Below are 20,147 nucleotides of genomic sequence, written 5' to 3'. Positions count from 1 at the left end.
CGCGCGCGGCGGAGGTCAGCCGTTCTCGCGTACCTCGGCGGGCGTGGGCGCCGTACCTCCGAGGTGCGCCGGGATCCACCAGGTGTCGCTCGCGTCCTTAGGGCGCACCGGATAGGCGCGCTGTGCCGCCTCGAGCAGCTCCTGGACGCGCTCGCGGAGCCGGCGGGTGATCGCGCCCGCGTACTGGTCCGTGGGGGCCTCCACGGCCTCACCCACGCGGATCGTGATCGGGGTGTGGCTCCGCCGGAAGTTGCGCGGGCGGCCCTTGGTCCACAGACGCTGAGTACCCCACAGCGCCATCGGGATCAGCGGTACGCCGGCCTCCTGGGCCAGGCGCGCTGCGCCCGACTTGAAGCTCTTGAGGGTGAAGGACTGCGAGATGGTCGCCTCGGGGAACACGCCGACGATCTCCCCCGCGCGCAACGAAGCCAGTGCGTGCGCGTAGGCGTCCTCGCCCTGGTCGCGGTCGACGGGGATGTGCTTCATTCCGCGCATCAGCGGTCCGGACACCTTGTGCCGGAACACCGACTCCTTGGCCATGAAGCGGACAAGCCGCTTCTGGGGCAGGGCGCCGAGTCCGGTGAAGATGAAGTCCAGATAGCTGATGTGGTTGCTGACCAGAACCGCGCCACCAGTCTTCGGGATGTGCTCCGAACCCTGGGTGTCGATCTTCAGGTCGAGCGCCTTGAACAGCGTGCGCGCGGCGCCGATGACCGGCCGGTAGACGAGTTCTGCCATCTGGATGAAGACCCTTCTTCAATGCCTGGGGAGGGTTCTCCCGGCGGAAGTTACGCAGCCGTAGGTTTTCGGCATTGGGGCGATCGTGCCCCATGTGTGACGCCGTGGCCAGCCCCAAAGGCTCCGGGGCGGGAGATTCTCGTCACGTGAATCCTCCGGGAATGTAATGCGGACGCACGATGCTGACCCATTGCGCGGAGCTGTGAGGAGGAGACAGGGATGGACGGACAGACTGCTGCCGGCACGCTCGATGCCGCCCAACTCGGCGCGGAACTGGGGGAACGGGCGACTCTGGTGCAGTTCTCGAGCGCCTTCTGTCAGCCCTGCCGCGCCACCCGGCGGACCCTCGCCGAGGTGGCCCGGATGGTCGGCGGCGTGGCCCACGTCGAGATCGACGCCGAGGCGCATCTCACCCTCGTACGCCGGCTCGGCATCACCCGGACCCCCACGGTGCTGGTGCTCGACGCGCAGGGCCTCATCGTCCGCCGCGCGGCCGGTCAGCCGCGTACGGCGGATGTCGTCGCGGCACTGGGGCAGGCGATGTGACGGACCGTGACGCATCTCCCACATGACGGGACGCACTTGACTGTGTACGACACGCATCGTCAGTCTGGCGCTGTGCCGCCAGAACTCCTTCTTTTCGGCCGGGTCCACGTCGACCTCGTGCGCTACGCGAGTGCGCGCTGTCCGGGTGTCTGAAGTATCCGCGGACCTGCACGCCCTCTCGCAGAAGGATCTCTCCATGACGGCCTCTCCCGATCTCGGCTTCGTCCGGACGGCTGCCCCCGACCTCCTCCGTTCCGTCTTCCGGCAGCACGCCGCCGGTGTCGCCGTGATCACCGCGGCGGGCGCGAAGCCGGCCGGTTTCACCGCGACCTCTCTCAGTTCCGTGGCCGCCGAGCCGCCCCTCATCTCCTTCGGGGTGGGTACCTCGTCCTCCAGCTGGCCCGTGGTCGCGGAGGCGGAGCACGTGGGTGTGCACATACTCGGCGAGCACCAGCAGGAGCTCGCCGCGACGTTCGCCCGCAGCGGCGCCGACCGGTTCGGCCCGTCCACCGACTGGCGCAGTGGCCCCGAGGGCGTGCCGTTGCTCGCAGGGGTGGTCGCCTGGCTGGTCTGCCGTGTGGTGGCCAGGGTTCCGGCGGGGGACCACCGCATCGTCATCGCCGAGGTGGTGGCCGGGGACCCGGCGCGGGGCGGCCGGCCGCTGGTCTACCACCAGGGCCGTTTCACGGCTCTGCGAGACTGAGGGCGAGCAAGGCGGTACCGGAGCGCAGTCCGTTGGCTACGTCACAGTTCCAAGCGCTTGCTTATGGGTAACGTACTGGGTGTACTGGCGAGTAATATTTCACCGGGAGCTCGGTCGCCCCCGACCGGAAACCGCCCGATAAGGCGCCTATGCTGCGTGCAACAAGGCAGCCCAGAAATGACGATGCAGTAGGAGAGCCGGCGTGAGCTTGAGGATCGTTGTCTGTGTGAAGTACGTGCCCGACGCCACCGGCGACCGGCACTTCGCCGATGACCTGACCCTGGACCGTGACGACGTCGACGGTCTGCTGTCGGAGCTCGACGAGTACGCGGTGGAGCAGGCGCTGCAGATCGCCGACGAGGCGGACGACGCGGAGATCACCGTGCTCACGGTGGGTCCCGAGGACGCCAAGGACGCGCTGCGCAAGGCGCTGTCGATGGGCGCCGACAAGGCCGTCCACGTCGAGGACGACGACCTGCACGGCACCGACGTCATCGGCACCTCGCTGGTGCTGGCCAAGGCCGTCGAGAAGACCGGTTACGACCTGGTCATCTGCGGCATGGCGTCGACCGACGGCACCATGGGTGTGCTGCCGGCGCTGCTCGCTGAGCGCCTCGGCGTCCCGCAGGTCACGCTGCTCTCCGAGGTCTCGGTCGAGGACGGCACGGTCAAGGGCCGTCGCGACGGCGACTCCGCGAGCGAGCAGCTCGAGGCGTCCCTCCCGGCCGTGGTCTCCGTGACCGACCAGTCGGGCGAGGCTCGCTACCCGTCGTTCAAGGGCATCATGGCGGCCAAGAAGAAGCCGGTGGAGTCCCTGGACCTGGAGGACCTGGAGATCGAGGCGGACGAGGTCGGCCTGGGCGGTTCCTGGACCGCGGTCGACTCGGCGGCAGAGCGTCCGGCCCGTACGGCGGGCACGATCGTCAAGGACGAGGGCGAGGGCGGCAAGCAGCTGGCCGAGTTCCTTGCGGGCCAGAAGTTCATCTGAGCCCCGGCCGTCCCTTCCACCGCCCCGCACTCCCTCGCACGCAGGAGATTGAAGTCCCATGGCTGAAGTTCTCGTCTATGTCGACCACGTGGACGGTGCCGTCCGCAAGCCCACGCTGGAGCTGCTGACGCTCGCCCGCCGCATCGGCGAGCCGGTCGCCGTAGCGCTGGGCAACGGCGCCGCCGACACCGCCGCCGCGCTCGCCGAGCACGGCGCGGTCAAGGTGCTGACCGCCGATGCACCCGAGTTCGCCGACTACCTCGTCGTCCCCAAGGTCGACGCGCTCCAGGCCGCCTACGACGCGGTGTCCCCGGCCGCGGTGCTGCTGCCGTCCTCGGCCGAGGCCAAGGAGATCGCCGCCCGCCTCGCGCTGCGCATCGGCTCCGGCATCATCACCGACGCCGTGGACCTGGAGGCCGGTGACCAGGGCCCGGTCGCCACGCAGTCGGCGTTCGCCGCCTCGTACACCACCAAGTCCCGTGTCTCCAAGGGCACTCCGGTCATCACGGTCAAGCCGAACTCGGCCGCCGTCGAGGCCGCCCCGGCCGCGGGCGCCGTCGAGGCCCTCTCGGTCTCCTTCTCCGCCACGGCCACCGGCACCAAGGTCCTCTCCCGCACCCCGCGTGAGTCGACCGGCCGTCCGGAGCTGACCGAGGCCGCGATCGTCGTCTCCGGCGGCCGTGGCGTCAACGGCGCGGAGAACTTCGCGATCATCGAGGCGCTCGCCGACTCGCTCGGCGCCGCGGTCGGCGCCTCGCGTGCCGCCGTCGACGCCGGCTGGTACCCGCACACCAACCAGGTGGGCCAGACCGGCAAGTCGGTCTCCCCGCAGCTGTACATCGCCTCCGGGATCTCGGGCGCGATCCAGCACCGCGCCGGCATGCAGACCTCGAAGACCATCGTCGCGGTCAACAAGGACGCCGAAGCTCCGATCTTCGACCTCGTCGACTACGGGGTCGTCGGCGACCTCTTCGACGTCGTCCCGCAGCTCACGGACGAGGTCAAGTCCCGCAAGGGCTGACCGCGTCCAGGGCATCGCCCGACCGACGGCCCGGGGCCGCGTGGTGTTCTCACCGCGCGGCCCCGGGCCGTTTCCGATCACCATTGACGCACGACCAGGCACCTTATAACTTCACTATGCGGATGATAGATTCCGACAAGCGGAAAATCGCCGAATGTATGGAGGGTACGGTCATGGGTCAGCAGGAGAAGGTGGCGACGAGCCTCGCCGGCACGGTCGGCGCGGAGATCGGCGCCTCCCTCGCGGCGGTGGACGCCGAACTCGCCCGCCGCTACCCGGGAGACCCCGGCACCCGCCAGCCCGTCCACACCGTGTACGTCCCCGCCGACACCTTCGCTGCCACGACCCTCCGGACCTGGGGCGACCAGGCTCTTGAGGCCCTCGACGAGCACGCCCCCGACGCCGCGGCACTCGCCGGCGTCCTCGGCATCCCGCAGGAGCTCGCCGAGCCCGTCCACGACCGCGTACGGGCGAAGCTGGAGCGCGAACCGGTCGAGGACCTGCGCATCGACTTCGAGGACGGCTACGGGCCGCGCCCCGACGCCGAGGAGGACGCGGCCGCGGCCCGTGCCGCGCGTCTGGTCGCCGAGGCGTACGCCGACGGGACAGCTGCTCCGTACATGGGCATCCGGATGAAGTGCATGGAAGCCGCGGTGCGCGAACGGGGCATCCGCACCACGGACATCTTCCTCACCGGCCTGATGCGGGCGGGCGGCCTGCCGGACGGTCTCGTCCTGACACTGCCCAAGGTGACCTACCCCGAGCAGGTCGCCGCCTTCGTGCGGCTGCTCGAGGCCTTCGAGGAGACCCACGCCCTGCCGGCCGGGCGCCTCGGCTTCGAGATCCAGATCGAGACCAGCCAGTCCATCCTGGCCGCAGACGGCACCGCCGCGGTGGCCCGCATGATCGACGCCGCCCGTGGCCGGGCGACCGGACTGCACTACGGGACCTTCGACTACAGCGCCTGTGTCGGTGTCAGCCCCGCCTACCAGGCCAGTGACCATCCCGCCGCCGACCACGCCAAAGCCGTGATGCAGGTCGCGGCGGCCGGCACGGGCGTACGCGTCTGCGACGGCTCCACCAACGTGCTCCCGGTCGGGCCCGCGCAGCAGGTGCACGACGCGTGGCGCCTGCACTACGGGCTCACCCGGCGCGCCCTGGCCCGCGCCTACTACCAGGGATGGGACATGCACCCGCGCCATCTGCCCACCCGCTACGCCGCCGTCTACACCTTCTACCGCGAGGGGCTGGCGCAGGCCGCGTCCCGGCTCGCCGCCTACGTCGCGAAGGCGGGCGGAGACGTCATGGACGAGCCCGCCACCGCGAAGGCCCTCAGCGGCTACCTGCTCCGCGGTATCGACTGCGGAGCCCTGGACGCCGACGAGGTCACCGGTCTCACCGGCCTGACCCGTGCGGACCTGGACGGCTTCGCCTCACCGCGCCGTGGCGGTCTCACCGTGACGGCGCCGTAGGGCCTATGGCGCGGGCGGAAGTTCCCCCGAGCCGCGGGGGATGAGCCGGGTCGGGAGCTCCACCCTGGCAGGCGCGTGAGAGGCGCCGTCGAGGCGGCGGAACAGGTGTTCCGCCGCCGTACGGCCCACGGCGGCGGCGTCCTGGGAGATCACCGTGATGCCGAGCAGGTCGGCCAGCTCGATGTCGTCGAAGCCGACCAGGGCGATCCGGCGGTCGCACTCGGCGAGGACCCGCACCGCGGTGACCGTCACCCGGTTGTTGCCCGCGAAGACCGCGGTCACCGGCTCGGGGCCCGCCAGCATGGTCTCGACGGCGGACCTGACCCGGGCGGGGTCGGTCGGGCCGAGGGAGATCCAGGCGTCCTCGACCTCGATGCCGGCGTCGGTCAGGGCGGCGTGGTAGCCGCGCAGTCGTTCCGTCGCGGTGTGGATGCGGGGCTGGTCGCCGACGAAGCCGATCCTGCGGTGGCCGTGCGCGATCAGGTGGGCGACTCCCGCCCGCGCCCCGCCGAAGCTGTCCGACAGCACCATGTCCGCGTCGACCCGGCCCGCCGGACGGTCGACGAACACGGTGGCGATGCCCGCCTTCATCTCGGGCTCCAGGTAGCGGTGGTCGTCGCCGGCCGGGATCACGATGAGGCCGTCGACCCGCCGTGCGCAGAGGGCGAGGACGAGTTCCTGCTCGCGCTCGGGATCCTCGGCGCTGGAGCCGTTGATCAGCAGGGCCCCGTGGGCACGGGCCACCTCCTCCACGGCGCGGCTCAGCGGACCGTAGAACGGGTCCGCGAGATCCTCCAGGACGAGACCGATGGACGCGGTGCGGCCCTTGCGCAGGACGCGCGCGCTGTCGTTGCGGCGGAAGCCGAGTGCCTCGATCGCCTCCTGGACGCGGCGCTCGGTGTCAGGGGTCACCCCGGGCTCGCTGTTCACCACCCGGGAGACCGTCTTGAGGCCCACACCGGCACGGGCCGCGACATCCTTCATGGTCGGCCTGTTGCCGTAGCGGGTCTCGGAATGACGGGCGGTCTCGGCCACGGTGCGCTGTCCTGTCGTCGGGAACGGGTGATTCCGGCCGTCTCCGTGGTACGAGGGGATCGGCCGGGTGCTGTGGCGTCGAGCATAGGCCCTGGACAACGTTGTCAAGAGAATGGAGACTGGGTGGACCATCAGACTGAAGCCGCAGGTCCTGCGCCTCACCCCTCCGGAGAGTCCACACCGATGCATACCGACCTCGTCGCCGCGCTCGACATCGGCGGTACCAAGATCGCCGGGGCGTTGGTGGACGGCGCCGGTTCCCTTCTCGTACGGGCACAGCGTCCGACGCCCGCACAGGAGGGCGCCGAGGCGGTGATGGATGCCGTCGGCGACGTTCTGGCCGATCTGGCGGCTTCCCCGCTGTGGCTCCGGGCCGGTGCGGTCGGTATCGGCAGCGCCGGCCCCGTGGACGCCTCCGCGGGCACGGTCAGTCCGGTCAACGTCCCCGGCTGGCGCGGATTTCCGCTGGTGGACCGGGTCGCCGCCGTGACGGGAGGGCTGCCCGTCACGCTCGTCGGTGACGGGGTCGCGATGACGGCGGCCGAGCACTGGCTGGGCGCCGCCCGGGGTTATGACAACGCGTTGTGCCTGGTGGTCTCGACCGGCGTCGGTGGCGGTCTCGTTCTCGGCGGGAAGCTGCACCCCGGCCCCTCGGGCAACGCGGGCCACATCGGCCACATCAGCGTCGACCTGGACGGCGACCCCTGCCCCTGCGGTGCCCGCGGTTGCGTGGAGCGCCTCGCCAGCGGGCCCAACATCGCCAGGCGCGCGCTGGAGAACGGCTGGCTCCCCGGTCCGGACGGCGACGCCACGGCAGCCGCGGTGGCCGCCTCCGCGCGCGCCGGGGATCCGGTCGCCGTCGCCTCGTTCGAGCGGGCCGCCCAGGCACTCGCCGCCGGGATCGCCGCGACCGCCACGCTGGCCGACATCGACATCGCGGTGATCGGCGGGGGAGTGGCCGGCGCGGGCGAGGTGCTCTTCGCGCCGCTGCGCAGGTCCCTGCGGGACTACGCCACGCTCTCCTTCGTCCAGGGGCTCACGGTCACCTCGGCCGTGATGGGTACCGACGCGGGCCTGGTGGGCGCGGCGGCCGCGGCCTCGGTCCGTCCCGGCAGCGCGAACGGCGTGCGGGCCGTGGCCGCGCAGTAACGAGGGCACGAGGCCGTGCGGGTCAGGGGGTCCGGTCGGTCGGCTGCTGGGGCACCACGACCAGGAAGGCGTCACGCTCCAGATCCATCACCACCTCCGCGGGCACCCCCTCACCGCGGCGGGCCGCGGCGAACTCCTCGGCCGGCCTGCTGCCCCGCGGCCCACCCGCGGGAAACTGCTCAAGTACCGTGCGGTGCACCGCGTACCCCCTCGTCGTTCCAGTGACTGTCCGCTCCAACGACCTCCGGCGGCCCCTCGTCACGGTCCGGGGACCGGCCGGGCTCGTACAGTGGGACGCGCCCGGCAGCCCTCCGGCACAACCGCGTCGCCCCGAGGTGGTTTCCGCAGCGGGGTGTTGCGGGCAAGCCACAGGGGGCTACGGAAGAGGGGGACCCGTGATCGTCTGGATCAACGGTGCGTTCAGTGCGGGCAAGACCAGCGCCGCGTGCGAACTGATCGATCTGATCCCGAACAGCACCTTCTACGACCCCGAGCTGACCGGCGGGGGGCTGCGCATGCTGCTCCCGCAGAAGAAGCTCGCGGAGGTGACCGACTTCCAGGACCTGCCGATCTGGCGACGGATGGTGGTCGACACGGCCGCGGCACTTCTCGCGGAGCTTCCGGGGGTGCTCGTGGTGCCGATGACGCTGCTGAGGCAGGACTACCGCGACGAGATCTTCGGCGGCCTCGCCTCCCGGCGGATACCGGTGCGCCATGTGCTGCTCTCTCCCGAGGAAACGATCCTGCGTAGGCGGATAGCCGGGCGCGAGGAGTTCGCCGACGATCCCGAGCACAGCGAGAGGATCCGGCAGTGGGCGTACGAGCACATCGAGCCCTACCGGGCGGCGCTCGGATGGATCAGCGAGGACGCTCTCACGATCGACACCAGCGCCCTCACCCCGTCCCAGACGGCGGAGCGGATCGCGGAGGCGCTGCGCACGGGCGAGGCCAAGGAGTGCGGGATAGTCCAGACCCCCGAACCGCGCGCGGAGACCGTCGCGTCCGGGGTCCTGCTCTTCGACGAGCAGGACAGGGTCCTGCTCGTCGACCCCACGTACAAGCCCGGCTGGGAGTTCCCTGGCGGCGTGGTGGAGACCGGAGAGGCCCCGGCGCAGGCCGGCATCCGGGAGGTCGCCGAGGAACTCGGGCTGCGCCTCGAGGCGGAACCGAAGCTTCTGGTGGTCGACTGGGAGGCCCCGAAGCCACCCGCGTACGGAGGACTGCGCTTCCTGTTCGACGGGGGCCGGCTCCGCTGCGAGGAGGCCTCGCGGCTGCTGCTGCCGGGGGCGGAACTGCGCGGCTGGCGATTCGTCACCGAGGACGAGGCAGCGCTCCTGTTGCCTCCGACCCGCTTCGAGCGGCTCCGCTGGGCGCTGCGCGCCCGCGAGCGGGCCACCGTGCTGAACCTGGAGGCCGGGGTGCCGGTGGGCGGTTAGCTTCTGTCCGGCAGATCCCCGGCTGTGGGAGGATGCCATCCATGACGCGCATCCGAAGGGGCCGTGCCGCGTAGAACACCAGCTTCACTTCGGTCGCGGGAACGTGGCCGGGGGAGACCCTGGGTACGGTATCGCGATGTCCCAGGTCTGTCGGGAGCGGCGAACGCCGCCGTCCGTGTGCTCGAACGGGAGCGATTGTCTCCTGGCATCGTGGCAGTGGCGCTGAGCGTGTGGTCCGTGCGTGTCCATGGCACCCGGCGCCGGTGGAGGCAATGGGAGGCTGAGTTCACCTGCCCGTGCTGCGGTGCGGGGTGGGCCCGCGACAAACTGCGAGACGCTCTGTACATGCTTCCGCCAGGGGCCGCCGGCGAACTACGGGCGCAGGTGGAGCGCCTGGACACGGTGCTCCTCGGGCGAACGCATCATGAGCCGACGGCAGACCCGGAGTTGGCGTGGTGGCATCGCAGGTGCTGACCGCACTGAAGACTCCCAGCATCACCCCACCGACCGAGGCCACCGAGTCCCCGGTGAACAGCACTCCGTGGCGCGGCAGATGAAGGGCGAAGGAGTCGGGTGTGTGCCCGGGGGAGTGGACCACCCGGGCGCCGCCGCCGAACGGCAGCTCCTCGCCGTCGGTAAGCTCGCGGTCGACCCGGGTGGGCGGCGCCTCCGGAACCGTCAGCGCGCGGGTGTGCAGGGGCCGCTCCCAGTCGTGCACGACCGGCTCCGGCACGAGCACCTCGCCTCGGACCACCGGTGCGTCCAACTGGTGGGCCAGGATCTCGGCGCCTTACCGCTCGGCGACTGCCCCGGCGCCGCCGTAGTGGTCACGGTGCCCGTGGGTGAGGACGATCCGCCGGGACCCGGCCAGGGTCCAGCCCGAGCCCGCGCACGCCGTCCTCGATCGCGGAGGGCGCGTGCACATCGCCCGACGCAGGTCGGCGGCGGCGGTCTGCGCCGCCGTCCTCAGGCCTTCCTGGACTCCGCGTAGTTCCGCAGGAACAGTGCCTCGGCCACCGAGAGCCGCTCGAGCTCCTCGGGGGACACGCTCTCGTTCACCGCGTGGATCTGGGCTTCGGGCTCGCTCAGACCGATGAGCAGGATCTCGGCCTCCGGGTACAGCGAGGCCAGGGTGTTGCAGAGCGGGATCGAGCCGCCCATGCCGGAGGACTGCATCTCCTCACCCGGGTAGGCGATGCGCATGGCTTCGGCCATCGAGGTGTACGCCGGGCTCGTGATGTCCGCCCTGAACGGCTGGCCCTGGCCGACCTGTTCGACAGAGACCCGGGCACCCCAGGGTGCGTGCGACACGAGGTGGGCGGTCAGCAGCTTCGTCGCCTCGGCGGCGTCCTGGCCCGGCGGCACCCGCAGGCTGATCTGCGCCCGGGCGCTCGCCTGGAGCGAGGGGGTGGCCCCGACGACCGGCGGGCAGTCGATGCCGATGACGGTCACCGCCGGACGAGCCCAGATGCGGTCGGCGACCGTACCCGCGCCGATCAGCTCCACACCGTCGAGCACCTTGGCGTCCGTGCGGAACTCGCCCTCCGGGTACTGCAGTCCGTCCCACTCCGCGTCGGTCGTGAGCCCGTCGACGGTGGTCGTGCCGTCCTCGGACCGCAGGGACGCCAGCAGCTGGATCATCGCTGCCAGCGCGTCAGGGGCCGCGCCGCCGAACTGCCCGGAGTGGAGGTTCCCTTCGAGCGTGTCCAGCTGCACCCGCAGCATGGTCATGCCCCGCAGCGTCGCGGTGACGGTGGGCAGACCGACCCGGAAGTTGCCCGTGTCACCGATGACGATCGTGTCGGCGGCCAGCAGCTCGGGGTGGGCCTCGGCGTACTGCTCGAGGCCACCGGTCCCCTGCTCCTCGGAGCCTTCCGCGATCACCTTGACCGAGACCGGGACACCGCCGTTGGCCTTCAGGGCGCGCAGCGCGAGCAGATGCATGATGAATCCGCCCTTGCAGTCCGCCGCGCCACGGCCGAACCAGCGGCCGTCCCGCTCGGTCAGCTCGAACGGCGGGGAGAGCCAGGCCGCCTCGTCCAGGGGCGGCTGCACGTCGTAGTGAGCGTAGAGCAGCACCGTGGGTGCGCCGGCGGGGCCGGGCAGGTATCCGTACACCGACTGGGTGCCGTCGGGGGTGTCGAGGAGGGCGACGTCCTGGAAGTCCTCCGCGCGCAGGGCGTCCGCGACCCAGGCGGCCGCCGCCTCGCACTCGCTCCTGGGGAACTGCGCGGGGTCCGCCACCGACCGGAAGGCCACCAGCTCGGCGAGCTCCGCCTTCGCACGGGGCATCAGCGAGGCAACGGTCTCGGAAATCGGGTGGGCGGTCATGGGCACGCTCCTCGTGGGTGCGACGTTAGGACTATGGCGCGGTGAGTACGCGCCCGTGGGCGACGCCGTGGGTGCGACGTTGCGTGTACGACGAATTCATGGCTGATCCTCCCACAGCGGAGTTCGGCCGCGACGCGCCGTAGGATGCCGTGAGCAGCTGGGGCAACTGGTCGGATCGGGAGCAGAAGCACATCGTGAGCAGCGAGAACGCAGACGCCGGACGTGAGCCGGATGAGTCGTCGTCGGTACCGCAGGAGTCCTCGGTATGGGACGTCGTCGTGGTCGGCGCGGGTCCGGCCGGAGCTTCCGCGGCGTACGCGGCAGCCGTGGCGGGCCGCCGGGTGCTGTTGCTGGAGAAGGCGGAGATCCCCCGCTACAAGACCTGCGGCGGCGGAATCATCGGGTTCTCCCGGGACTCCCTGCCGCCGGGGTTCGAACTGCCCCTGAAGGACCGCATCCACGCGGTGACCTTCTCGCTCAACGGCAAGCTGTCCCGGACCCGCCGGTCCAAGCGCATGCTCTTCGGGCTGATCAACCGCCCGGAGTTCGACGCCGGCCTGGTGGAGGAAGCCCAGAAGGCGGGTGCCGAACTGCGCACGGGCGCGTCGGTGACACGGGTCGAGCAGCACGGCCCCGCCGTGCCGGACCGGCGCACGGTCGCCGTGGTGCTGGCCGGAGGGGAGACGGTGCTCGCCCGGGCCGTCGTCGGCGCGGACGGAAGTGCCGGCCGCATAGGGGCTCACGTCGGGGTGAAGCTGGATCAGGTGGATCTCGGTCTCGAGGCGGAGATCCCGGTGCCGGAGACGGTCGCCGAGGACTGGGCGGGCCGGGTGCTCATCGACTGGGGTCCGATGCCGGGGAGTTACGGGTGGGTGTTCCCCAAGGGCGACACCCTGACCGTCGGGGTGATCTCGGCACGGGGAGACGGAGCCGGCACCAAGAGGTATCTGGAGGACTTCGTCGGCCGGCTGGGTCTCGCCGGATTCGAGCCGAAGATCTCCTCCGGCCACCTGACCCGCTGCCGGAGCGAGGACTCGCCGTTGTCCCGAGGGCGCGTGGTGGTCTGCGGCGACGCGGCCGGGCTGCTGGAGCCCTGGACCCGGGAGGGCATCTCCTTCGCGCTGCGTTCCGGCCGGCTCGCCGGCGAGTGGGCGGTGCGGATCGCCGAGTCCCACGACGCGGTCGATGCCCGCAGGCAGGCACTCAACTACGCCTTCGCCATCAAGGCGGGGCTCGGTGTGGAGATGGGCGTCGGACGGCGCATGCTCCGGCTCTTCGAGCGGCGGCCCGGTCTCCTGCACGCGATCCTGACGGGCTTCCGCCCCGCGTGGAACGCCTTCGCCGGAGTCACCCGAGGAACCACCTCTCTCGCGGAGCTGGTCCGCTCGCATCCGCTGGCTCAGCGCGCACTCCATGTGATGGACCGCCAGGGAGCGGACCGGGTCAGCTCTCGACCGTGATCCGGAACACGGGGTGGTCGGGGCAGGCGGCGAGGAGTTCGGCGTCGGTCGACTTCGCCGTGATGCCCTGGAAGTACTGGTTGACCTCCCAGCCCCAGCGCTTCAGGTAGGCGCGGACGATCCGCACCTTCTGCTCGTCGTCCGCGATCTCGACCGCGGTGAACGTGCGGACCCTGCGGCCCACCCGCAGCTCTCCGCCGCCGGCCACCCGCATGTTGCGCACCCACTGCGAGTGGCCGCGGGCGGAGACGAGGTACCGCGTCCCCTCGTGGGTGTGGGGATTCACCGGGATGCGCTGCAACTGCCCGCTCTTTCGGCCCCGCACCGACATCTCCGCGGTACCGAGCAGGCTCAGACCGTGACGGGCCAGCCGGCCGACGAGGCTGTTGAAGCGGACATTGAGAGCGTTGCCCTGGAGGTAGTACGGCTGCGGCTGCTGTGACATGGCGGCTCCTGTCATTCGGAGAGCGGTGCTCTCGCTTTAGAGCAGTGTGTACGAGTGCGCCGCTCTAAAGCAAGAGCAGTGCTCTCGTTTGTGTTCGGCGCTCCGATCGCGTGGCACACTGAACTCCATGAGCACCATCCGAGGAGCCAGGGAACGAGCTCGTGTCGAGGTCACCGCAGCGATCAAGGACGAGGCCAGGAGGCAACTGGCGGCGGAAGGCGCCGCGAAGCTCTCCCTGCGGGCCGTCGCCCGTGAACTCGGCATGGTCTCGTCGGCGCTCTACCGCTACTTCCCCAGTCGCGACGACCTGCTGACAGCCCTCATCGTGGACGCCTACGACGCCGTGGGTGAGGCGGCGGAGGCTGCAAGGGCGACCGCCGGCGGTTCGGAGGGCCCCCATACCGGCCGTTGGGCGACCGTCGCCTGCGCCGTGCGGACCTGGGCTCTGGCCCACCCCCACGAATACGCACTGATCTACGGTTCGCCCGTCCCCGGCTACAGCGCGCCGCAGGACACCGTCGGCCCCGCGTCGCGGGTCGGCCTCGTCCTCATCGGCCTCGCACGCGACGCCCACCGCGCCGACGGCCTCGCCGTCCCCCGGCTGGACGCAGAACTGCGCCCCGAGGCCGCCCGGCTGGCGTCCGACATCGCCCCCGACCTTCCACCAGCGGTCGTGGCCGCCCTCGTCTCCGCGTGGGCGCAGCTCTTCGGGCTGATCTCCTTCGAGATCTTCGGCCAGTTCGACCGCGTGGTGGAAGCGCGTGACCTCCTGTTCCGGTCCGCCGCCACCGAGCTCGGGCGTTCGGTCGGCCTCCTGGACGGCCGGACCGCCGGAACGGCCGCGACCGGCACCTGACGCGGGCGGCCCGCACGTACTCGGGGCCCGGGCCCAGGTGCCGCGGCTCCGCGTCGCGGGAAGCGCCGGGCGTGTGTGTCGTTGCGCGTGCGTCGTTGCGCGTGCGTCAGTTGCGCGCGCAGGGGCCCGGCACGCCTCTGTTAGCGTTCCGTCATGGCAGCGAGGAAGTCCGAGCGGGTGCTCGTCGAGGAGTGGCGCGCCATGCTCGCGTTGCACGCCAGGACCGTGGGCGAGCTCGATCGCGTGCTGGACCGGCACGGGCTGGGAGCCAGCGACTTCGAGGTGCTGGACATCCTCGCGGAGGGCGCCGTGGGCGCGGACGGAGGCGATGCCTCCTGCCTCCGCGTCCAGGAGATCGCCTCCCGGGTCCACCTCAGCCAGAGCGCGCTGTCGCGGCTCGTGGCACGGCTGGAGAAGGAGGGCCTCGTACGCCGCGCGATGTGTGCCGAGGACCGGCGGGGTGTGCGCGTGGAGCTGACCGACGCCGGCCGGAACTGCCACGCGGAGGCCCGGCCGCTCCAGCGGGAGGTCCTGTCCCGGATGCTGAACGGGACCGGCGGCTGAAGAGGGAACGGGCCCCGCGCCACCGGCGGCGAGCGGCGCCCCGAATCCCGTTCTGCCCGGGCCGAGCGGCCGAGGGCGCCGGCGTGCGGCGGACAGTGCCGCACCGCGCCGGATGGGGCCCGTCAGATGACGGCGGAGTTCTCGGTCCACAGCCGGCCGAGCTCGTGGTCCCCCGACAGCTCGACGGACGAGAGCGGCAGGCGGTTCCACAGGACGAGCAGGAGATCCTCGGCGGTCCCGCTCAGCGTGCAGTCCGCCGCGGTCGCCTCCTGCCCGCGCGCCGTCACGGGAGGTTCGGCGGACAGCCTCACGGTCCACACCGCGTCCGTGTCCGTGGTCCTCACCCGCAGGGTGCGCGGCGAGTCCGTGCGCACCCTGCTCTTGGGCCGGGCGTGGAATCCGGCGAGCAGCTCGTCGATGCCGTCCACCGAGTGACGGGGTGCCACGGGTGTCAGAGCTCCGCCGCGCGCGGCTTCGGCGTCCACCCGGTGGATCCTGGTCTCGTGCGCCTGCCGGCGTGTCCAGAACGCGAGCGGTGACGGTGCGGGGAAGAAGGTCCAGCACTCCAGGTCGGCGGGTGCGGCCCGGAGCGCGTCGACCAGCAGACGGTGGCCCTCCGTGAACCAGTCCAGCAGCGCGTCGCCGTCCAGATCGGGCTCTCGGCCCTCGGGGTGGTACGCCCGGTGTCCCTCGACGACGAACGCGGTCGCCCACCGGTGCACCGTCCCGGTGTGCCTGAGCAGATCGCGTACTCGCCAGTCCGGACACGTCGGGACCGGTGCGTCGGTCCCCGCTTCGCGGGCGGCGGAGGCGAGTGAAAGCCCCTCCGCGTCAAGGGCCGTGAGGTGCTCCGATATCTCCACGCCCGCGATTGTGCCAGAACCTCAGGCGCCCTGTGGGTGTGCCGAGCGCCCCGTGCCGGGACCTCGCAGCAACTGCGAGAACCAGCCGAGAGCCCAAGCCTGTGCGAGTACCGAGAGGACCAGTGCGAGATGGACGAACCAGGCGGCGCCGCCCGCGTCCGCCGAGGCCAGTGAACTGCCGATGAGAAAGACGAACACGGTCGGCGCCGCCATGAAGAACAGCCACACCCCGGCGAGCGACGCGTCCTCGTGGGACACGAACAGGGTGTCCACCGCCACGAACGCGGCAACGGCCAGTACGAGCCCGAGATATATCCGTGAGGCCGTGTTGCCGAAGGTCAGCCGCGCCGCCGTACGCAGCCACTGCTTGTCTGCCGCCTGGTCACTCATGTCCGCTCCCCATGGATGGTCGATGCGTCCATCGTGCGCCGGACGGGACGGCCATGCCTGAGTACGGCTACTCAATCGTTCAGGTGTTCGCTGCGTTGCGGGCTGCGTACCCCAGGACCGCCGCCGTCGCGGCGAGCACGGTCACCGTGGTGAGGGCCACCGGCAGCGAGAACCAGTCGGCGAGGAAGCCGATGACCGGCGGGCCCAGGAGCATCCCGCCGTAGCCGAGTGTGGATGCGGCCGCCACCCCGCTCGGGCCCGCCAAGGCACCTGCCCGTCCTACCGCGACCGGGAATATGTTGGCCAGGCCCAGACCGGCCACGGCGAAGCCGAGCAGGGCGAGCCAGACGGCCGGGGCGAGCGCGCCGAGCAGCATGCCTGCCGCGGCCGTGGCCCCGCCCGCCACGAGGGTCCGGGTCTGCCCGAAGCGTTCGAGAAGGGTGGTGCCGCTGAGCCTGCCGATGGCCATGGTCAGCGCGAAAAGGGAGTATCCGGCTGCGGCGAGCCCGGGAGCCGCGTTCAGGTCCTGGCTGAGGTGGAGGGCGCCCCACTCGGCCAACGCTCCCTCGCCGTAAGCCGTGCAGAGGGCGATGACGCCGAAGAGGACCACGATGCGCCGCGCGCCGGGGCTCATCCTCCGTGGCCGTTCCGAGGTGTCCGTGTGCTGCTCCACAGGGGGCGGAGCGGCGCCCCGGCTGCCCAGAAGTACGGGCCCGACGGCAGCGGTGACGAGGAGCCCGATCCCGGTCAGGGCGAAGAGGTGCGTCGCGGGGGAGAGCCTGCCCGCGACCAGTCCGCCGAGCCCGGCGCCAGCCATGCCGCCGAGGCTGAACGCGGCGTGGAAGCTGGGCATCACAGGTCGCCGCATGGCGGTGACCAGGTCGACGGCGGCGCTGTTCATGGCGACGTTCATCCCGCCGTACGCGACGCCGAAGAGCAGGAGTACGAGGCCGAGGGTGAGAGCCGAACCCGTCTGCGCCGGGAGGGTGATGCTCAGCGACAGCAGCACCCCGCAGACCACCGTGACGGCATGGCTACCGTAACGCCGGCAGAGTCTGCCGGTGAGCATCATGGTGATCACCGCACCGGCGGAGACGCCGAGCAGCGCGAGCCCGAGGGTGGAGGCTGTGGCTCCGGTCTGGTGCTTGATGGCCGGAATACGGACCACCCAGCCCGCGAACAGGAAGCCGTCGAGGGCGAAGAACAAAGTCAGCGCGGTACGGAGCCGTACGGGCGAGGGTGGGGCGGTGTCTCCGCCAAGTCCCCCCGACAGGGCCGTCCGCAGTTTGTTTACTTGCGGCACAAAGTGAGCATAGAGGTGCTCCGGCGGCGCACGCAAGACGGCTGCCCCGATGGCCGTCCGGTGCACGGTGCGGGAAGCAGGAGCGTCGGCATCGGCTCCGGATCATGGGAGACTCGCCCCCATGAACGGCAAGTCGACCACCACGCGGACGAAGTTGGAGAGGGGCCGCAGCGCCCTCGGGCCCGCTCTGGAACTCGTGCACACCGGGCGCGCTCCCACCCGCGCCGTGCTGACCTCGGAGCTGGGTGTCACCCGCGCCACGGCCGGCGCGGTGGCCGCCGAACTCGAAGCGCTCGGGCTCATCAAGGTCGACTCCAGCCCGGGCTCCGCGGCCGGTTCGCAGGGCCGCCCCTCGCACCGGCTGTCCGTCCGCGACAGCGGTCCGGTCGCGCTCGCCGCGCAGGTGCACTCCGACGGCTTCCGTGCGGCGCTCGTAGGGCTCGGCGGCCAGATCGTGGCCACGGCGCCCGGGTGCGTGGCCGTCATGGCCGACCCCGCGCAGGTCCTCGGGGAGGTCGTGGACGCCGGTGCCCGGCTCCTGCGCGAGAGCGGGCTGCGCTGTGTGGGCGCGGGGCTCGCCGTGCCCTCGGCCGTCGCCGAACCCGAGGGCACGGCGCTCAACCCGCTGCACCTCGACTGGCCGGCCGGCGCACCCGTGCGGGAGATCTTCTCCGCCTGTGTACGTGACGCGGGTATCGCCGGGCCGGCGTTCACCGGCAACGACGTCAACCTCGCCGCGCTCGCCGAGCACCGGCACGGCGCCGGACGTGGCGCCCAGCACCTGCTCTGCGTCGCCACCGGACACCGGGGAGTGGGTGGCGCGCTCGTGCTGGACGGCCGTCTGCACAGCGGGAGTTCGGGACTCGCCCTGGAGGTGGGGCACCTCACGGTCAACCCCGAGGGCCGCCCCTGCCACTGCGGTGGACGCGGCTGTCTCGACGTCGAGACCGACCCTCTCGCCTTCCTCACCGCCGCGCGCCGCGAGCCGGGTCCCGAGGAATCCCTGCTCAAGCAGTCCGGCGACCTGCTGCGTGCCGAGTACGACGACCCCCGGGTACGGGCAGCCGCCGAGGAGCTCATCGACCGTCTCGGACTCGGGCTCGCCGGGCTCGTCAACATCCTGAACCCGGACCGGATCATCCTCGGTGGGCTGCACCGCGACCTCCTGGAGGCGGACCCCGAACGGCTGCGCGCGGTGGTGGCGGACCGCAGCCTGTGGGGGCGCAGCGGGAGCGTGCCCATCCTCTCCTGCACGCTGGACCACAACAGCCTCGTGGGCGCTGCGGAACTCGCCTGGCAGCCCGTACTCGACGACCCGCTCGCCGCTCTGGCCTGACACCGCTCCGGGTTCGGGTTCGGGGAGGGGTCTCCTGCCGTTCAGGCCGCGGCGAGTGCGAAGGCCCGCGCCGGATTCGCGACGAGGATCGTGCGCAGCAACTCCTCGCCGAGTGACCGCTCCAGGCGAGGACGCACTCGCCGCAGCAGGTGCGGCATGCCCGGCGTCTCCGGGACGGTCGTGTCACCGCCGAGCAGCAGCCGGTCGCCGAATCCGGCCTCGGCGAGTGCCGTGAGCTGCTCCGGCAGCCGCCAGTCGGTCGCGTGATGGGCGCGCGACGGCCCGTCGAAGGCCAGGAACGCGCCTGCCCGCGCGGCGTCGAGGTGTGTCTCGCCGTCGGGGAACCGGCCGAGATGGCCGAGGATGACATGCTGCGGACCCACCCCCAACTCCCCGCACAGCAGGTCGAGTACGTCCATGGAGGCCGTGCCCAGTTCCAGATGGACGGCGATCGGCGCCCCCGTGCGGTGATGTGCCCCGGCAGCCGCCGTCATGGTCCGTCCGGCGTGTTCGTCGATGCCGTGAAAGGCCCCCGCCACCTTGATCAGGCCGGCCCGGATCCCCGTCGCACCGATGCACCGCGAGATCTCCGTGACGAAGAGATCCTCCAGGTCCGGCATCAGCCGGTCGAGCAACTCGGCCGGGTAATGGGCCGCTCGGTGCAGCCCGGTGGCCGCGACGATACTGGTCCCGCTCTCGCGCGAGAGCGCCGCGAGATCCTCCGGCCGTCTGCCCATGCCGTACGGAGTCCACTGGACCACGGTCCGCCCGCCGAGCTCGTGGAAGCTCCGCAGCCGCTGCCCGGCCAGCTCCCGGTCGTCCAGCTCCTGGCCGGGGAGGGCCGGGGTGCGTATGAAGAGGTGGTCGTGGGCGTCGCAGACGCCCAACTCCCCTGCGGATACGTCCCCGAGGACCGTCCGGACCGGGCTCACCACTGCCTGCCCGAGCCCAGCCGGCCGCGCTCCGGCGCGGAGAGGTGCAGCACCTCGTAACGGTCCCCTGGTCCTTCAGGAGGCTCGTGTTCCCAGAGAGTGAAGTGGAGCAGCTCCCACTGGCGTGGATCGACGGCCAGCGCCGTGGCGACCGCGCCGGGGGCGAGGGCCGACCGGCTGTTCTCCTCCAGCGCGGCCTCCACCGCATCCGCAGGACGGAGCGTGTCCGCGATCCGCTCCCGACGGCGGACGGCCGTGCGGGCGAGTGCGCCCGTGGCCGGGCCCTCCCGGAACGAGAGACCGGTCCAGTGCCGCACCTCGGGACGCCCGAAGTCGTCGACGATGCCCTGGAATCCGGGGCCCCAGAGGAAGGCGTTCATGCCTTCGGGAGCCGACCACAGATACAGCGGGGCGTACTGGTTGACCGGCGAGACGCCGCCGCGTTCGCGGATCAGATACGCCTTCATACCCAGTCCGGAGAAGTCGTCGAGAAGGTGACCGCGGGTTGCCACCCGCCTCCGGATGATCTCCATGTCGTAGTCGGCGGGCAGGGTGATCTCGTACTGCATCGCGTGCATC

Annotated in this window: 22 protein-coding genes and 1 pseudogene; 12 read left to right on the top strand and 11 right to left on the bottom strand. The window is 71.5% G+C overall.

Annotated elements, in window-relative coordinates:
• Window positions 1-15: 15 nt before the first annotated feature.
• Entirely contained in the window at window positions 16-738 is a 723-nt protein-coding gene (locus ABZY45_RS32230) for a lysophospholipid acyltransferase family protein (RefSeq protein ID WP_356745790.1), read from the bottom strand.
• 219 nt (window positions 739-957) lie between these two features.
• Between ABZY45_RS32230 and ABZY45_RS32225 the strand changes: the two genes are divergently transcribed.
• The 6 genes from ABZY45_RS32225 to ABZY45_RS32200 all read left to right on the top strand — a co-directional run bounded on the left by ABZY45_RS32225 (window position 958) and on the right by ABZY45_RS32200 (window position 5,468).
• Window positions 958-1,284 (top strand): thioredoxin family protein, encoded by a 327-nt coding sequence (locus tag ABZY45_RS32225; RefSeq protein WP_356745789.1) that lies wholly within the window; start codon window positions 958-960, stop codon window positions 1,282-1,284.
• A gap of 6 nt (window positions 1,285-1,290) precedes the next feature.
• Window positions 1,291-1,437, top strand: coding sequence for a putative leader peptide (locus ABZY45_RS32220; RefSeq protein WP_356745788.1), 147 nt, complete (start codon window positions 1,291-1,293; stop codon window positions 1,435-1,437).
• Between the two features lie 43 nt (window positions 1,438-1,480).
• Window positions 1,481-1,987, top strand: coding sequence for a flavin reductase family protein (locus tag ABZY45_RS32215; RefSeq protein ID WP_356745834.1), 507 nt, complete (start codon window positions 1,481-1,483; stop codon window positions 1,985-1,987).
• Window positions 1,988-2,189: 202 nt separating this feature from the next.
• A complete protein-coding gene (locus tag ABZY45_RS32210; protein ID WP_031096812.1) occupies window positions 2,190-2,975 on the top strand; it encodes an electron transfer flavoprotein subunit beta/FixA family protein in 786 nt (261 codons plus the stop codon).
• Between the two features lie 58 nt (window positions 2,976-3,033).
• Entirely contained in the window at window positions 3,034-3,996 is a 963-nt protein-coding gene (locus ABZY45_RS32205) for an electron transfer flavoprotein subunit alpha/FixB family protein (protein WP_356745787.1), read from the top strand.
• A 173-nt stretch (window positions 3,997-4,169) separates the two neighbouring features.
• Complete coding sequence (locus tag ABZY45_RS32200; protein WP_356745786.1) at window positions 4,170-5,468, top strand: aldolase; 1,299 nt, start codon at window positions 4,170-4,172, stop codon at window positions 5,466-5,468.
• Window positions 5,469-5,471: 3 nt separating this feature from the next.
• Here ABZY45_RS32200 and ABZY45_RS32195 read toward each other — a convergent pair whose 3' ends face one another.
• Window positions 5,472-6,503 carry a LacI family DNA-binding transcriptional regulator gene (locus ABZY45_RS32195; RefSeq protein WP_356745785.1) on the bottom strand — a complete coding sequence of 344 codons (1,032 nt, stop codon included), beginning with the start codon at window positions 6,501-6,503 and terminating at the stop codon, window positions 5,472-5,474.
• A 183-nt stretch (window positions 6,504-6,686) separates the two neighbouring features.
• Between ABZY45_RS32195 and ABZY45_RS32190 the strand changes: the two genes are divergently transcribed.
• A complete protein-coding gene (locus ABZY45_RS32190; RefSeq protein WP_356745784.1) occupies window positions 6,687-7,652 on the top strand; it encodes an ROK family protein in 966 nt (321 codons plus the stop codon).
• 22 nt (window positions 7,653-7,674) lie between these two features.
• Here ABZY45_RS32190 and ABZY45_RS32185 read toward each other — a convergent pair whose 3' ends face one another.
• The gene (locus tag ABZY45_RS32185; protein WP_356745783.1) at window positions 7,675-7,851 is read right to left on the bottom strand and encodes a hypothetical protein; all 177 of its coding nucleotides are present in this window, start codon (window positions 7,849-7,851) and stop codon (window positions 7,675-7,677) included.
• 196 nt (window positions 7,852-8,047) lie between these two features.
• Between ABZY45_RS32185 and ABZY45_RS32180 the strand changes: the two genes are divergently transcribed.
• A complete protein-coding gene (locus tag ABZY45_RS32180) occupies window positions 8,048-9,088 on the top strand; it encodes an NUDIX hydrolase (protein ID WP_356745782.1) in 1,041 nt (346 codons plus the stop codon).
• Between the two features lie 478 nt (window positions 9,089-9,566).
• On the opposite strand, the pseudogene ABZY45_RS32175 reads toward ABZY45_RS32180, so the two are convergent.
• Both ABZY45_RS32175 and ABZY45_RS32170 read right to left on the bottom strand, forming a co-directional pair.
• Window positions 9,567-10,020, bottom strand: a pseudogene (locus ABZY45_RS32175) (MBL fold metallo-hydrolase); the annotation flags it as partial.
• A gap of 34 nt (window positions 10,021-10,054) precedes the next feature.
• Window positions 10,055-11,419 carry a dipeptidase gene (locus ABZY45_RS32170; RefSeq protein WP_356745780.1) on the bottom strand — a complete coding sequence of 455 codons (1,365 nt, stop codon included), beginning with the start codon at window positions 11,417-11,419 and terminating at the stop codon, window positions 10,055-10,057.
• Between the two features lie 194 nt (window positions 11,420-11,613).
• Here ABZY45_RS32170 and ABZY45_RS32165 point away from each other — a divergent pair, with 194 nt between their 5' ends.
• Complete coding sequence (locus ABZY45_RS32165; RefSeq protein WP_356745778.1) at window positions 11,614-12,879, top strand: geranylgeranyl reductase family protein; 1,266 nt, start codon at window positions 11,614-11,616, stop codon at window positions 12,877-12,879.
• On the opposite strand, the gene ABZY45_RS32160 is transcribed toward ABZY45_RS32165, so the two are convergent.
• On the bottom strand, window positions 12,863-13,324 hold the full coding sequence (locus ABZY45_RS32160; protein WP_356745776.1) for a nitroreductase/quinone reductase family protein: 462 nt from the start codon (window positions 13,322-13,324) through the stop codon (window positions 12,863-12,865). The genes ABZY45_RS32165 and ABZY45_RS32160 overlap by 17 nt on opposite strands.
• Before the next feature lie 127 nt (window positions 13,325-13,451).
• On the opposite strand from ABZY45_RS32160, the gene ABZY45_RS32155 reads away from it, so the two are divergent.
• Complete coding sequence (locus ABZY45_RS32155) at window positions 13,452-14,180, top strand: TetR/AcrR family transcriptional regulator (protein WP_356745774.1); 729 nt, start codon at window positions 13,452-13,454, stop codon at window positions 14,178-14,180.
• A 153-nt stretch (window positions 14,181-14,333) separates the two neighbouring features.
• Window positions 14,334-14,744: a MarR family transcriptional regulator gene (locus tag ABZY45_RS32150; RefSeq protein WP_356745772.1), complete on the top strand. Its 411-nt coding sequence runs from the start codon at window positions 14,334-14,336 to the stop codon at window positions 14,742-14,744.
• A 122-nt stretch (window positions 14,745-14,866) separates the two neighbouring features.
• On the opposite strand, the gene ABZY45_RS32145 is transcribed toward ABZY45_RS32150, so the two are convergent.
• From ABZY45_RS32145 to ABZY45_RS32135, 3 genes are all read right to left on the bottom strand, one after another.
• Window positions 14,867-15,607 (bottom strand): maleylpyruvate isomerase family mycothiol-dependent enzyme, encoded by a 741-nt coding sequence (locus ABZY45_RS32145; protein WP_356745770.1) that lies wholly within the window; start codon window positions 15,605-15,607, stop codon window positions 14,867-14,869.
• Window positions 15,608-15,628: 21 nt separating this feature from the next.
• Entirely contained in the window at window positions 15,629-15,997 is a 369-nt protein-coding gene (locus ABZY45_RS32140) for a hypothetical protein (RefSeq protein ID WP_356745768.1), read from the bottom strand.
• A gap of 79 nt (window positions 15,998-16,076) precedes the next feature.
• A complete protein-coding gene (locus ABZY45_RS32135) occupies window positions 16,077-17,300 on the bottom strand; it encodes an MFS transporter (RefSeq protein WP_356745766.1) in 1,224 nt (407 codons plus the stop codon).
• Window positions 17,301-17,421: 121 nt separating this feature from the next.
• On the opposite strand from ABZY45_RS32135, the gene ABZY45_RS32130 reads away from it, so the two are divergent.
• Window positions 17,422-18,636, top strand: a complete 1,215-nt coding sequence (locus ABZY45_RS32130) for an ROK family protein (RefSeq protein ID WP_356745764.1) — start codon at window positions 17,422-17,424, stop codon at window positions 18,634-18,636.
• Window positions 18,637-18,677: 41 nt separating this feature from the next.
• Here the strand turns inward: ABZY45_RS32130 and ABZY45_RS32125 are convergent, their stop codons facing one another.
• Both ABZY45_RS32125 and ABZY45_RS32120 read right to left on the bottom strand, forming a co-directional pair.
• Window positions 18,678-19,571 carry a phosphotriesterase gene (locus ABZY45_RS32125; protein ID WP_356745762.1) on the bottom strand — a complete coding sequence of 298 codons (894 nt, stop codon included), beginning with the start codon at window positions 19,569-19,571 and terminating at the stop codon, window positions 18,678-18,680.
• Window positions 19,565-20,146: a DUF4865 family protein gene (locus ABZY45_RS32120; protein WP_356745760.1), complete on the bottom strand. Its 582-nt coding sequence runs from the start codon at window positions 20,144-20,146 to the stop codon at window positions 19,565-19,567. Before ABZY45_RS32120 ends, ABZY45_RS32125 begins: the two co-directional genes overlap by 7 nt.
• Window position 20,147: the final 1 nt, after the last annotated feature.

It is taken from the genome of Streptomyces sp. NPDC006516 (genome assembly GCF_040611875.1).
In the GTDB taxonomy this organism is placed as follows: Bacteria; Actinomycetota; Actinomycetes; order Streptomycetales; family Streptomycetaceae; genus Streptomyces.
Note: the sequence above shows the minus strand (reverse complement) of the source record. Positions and strands in the feature narration are given on the sequence as shown.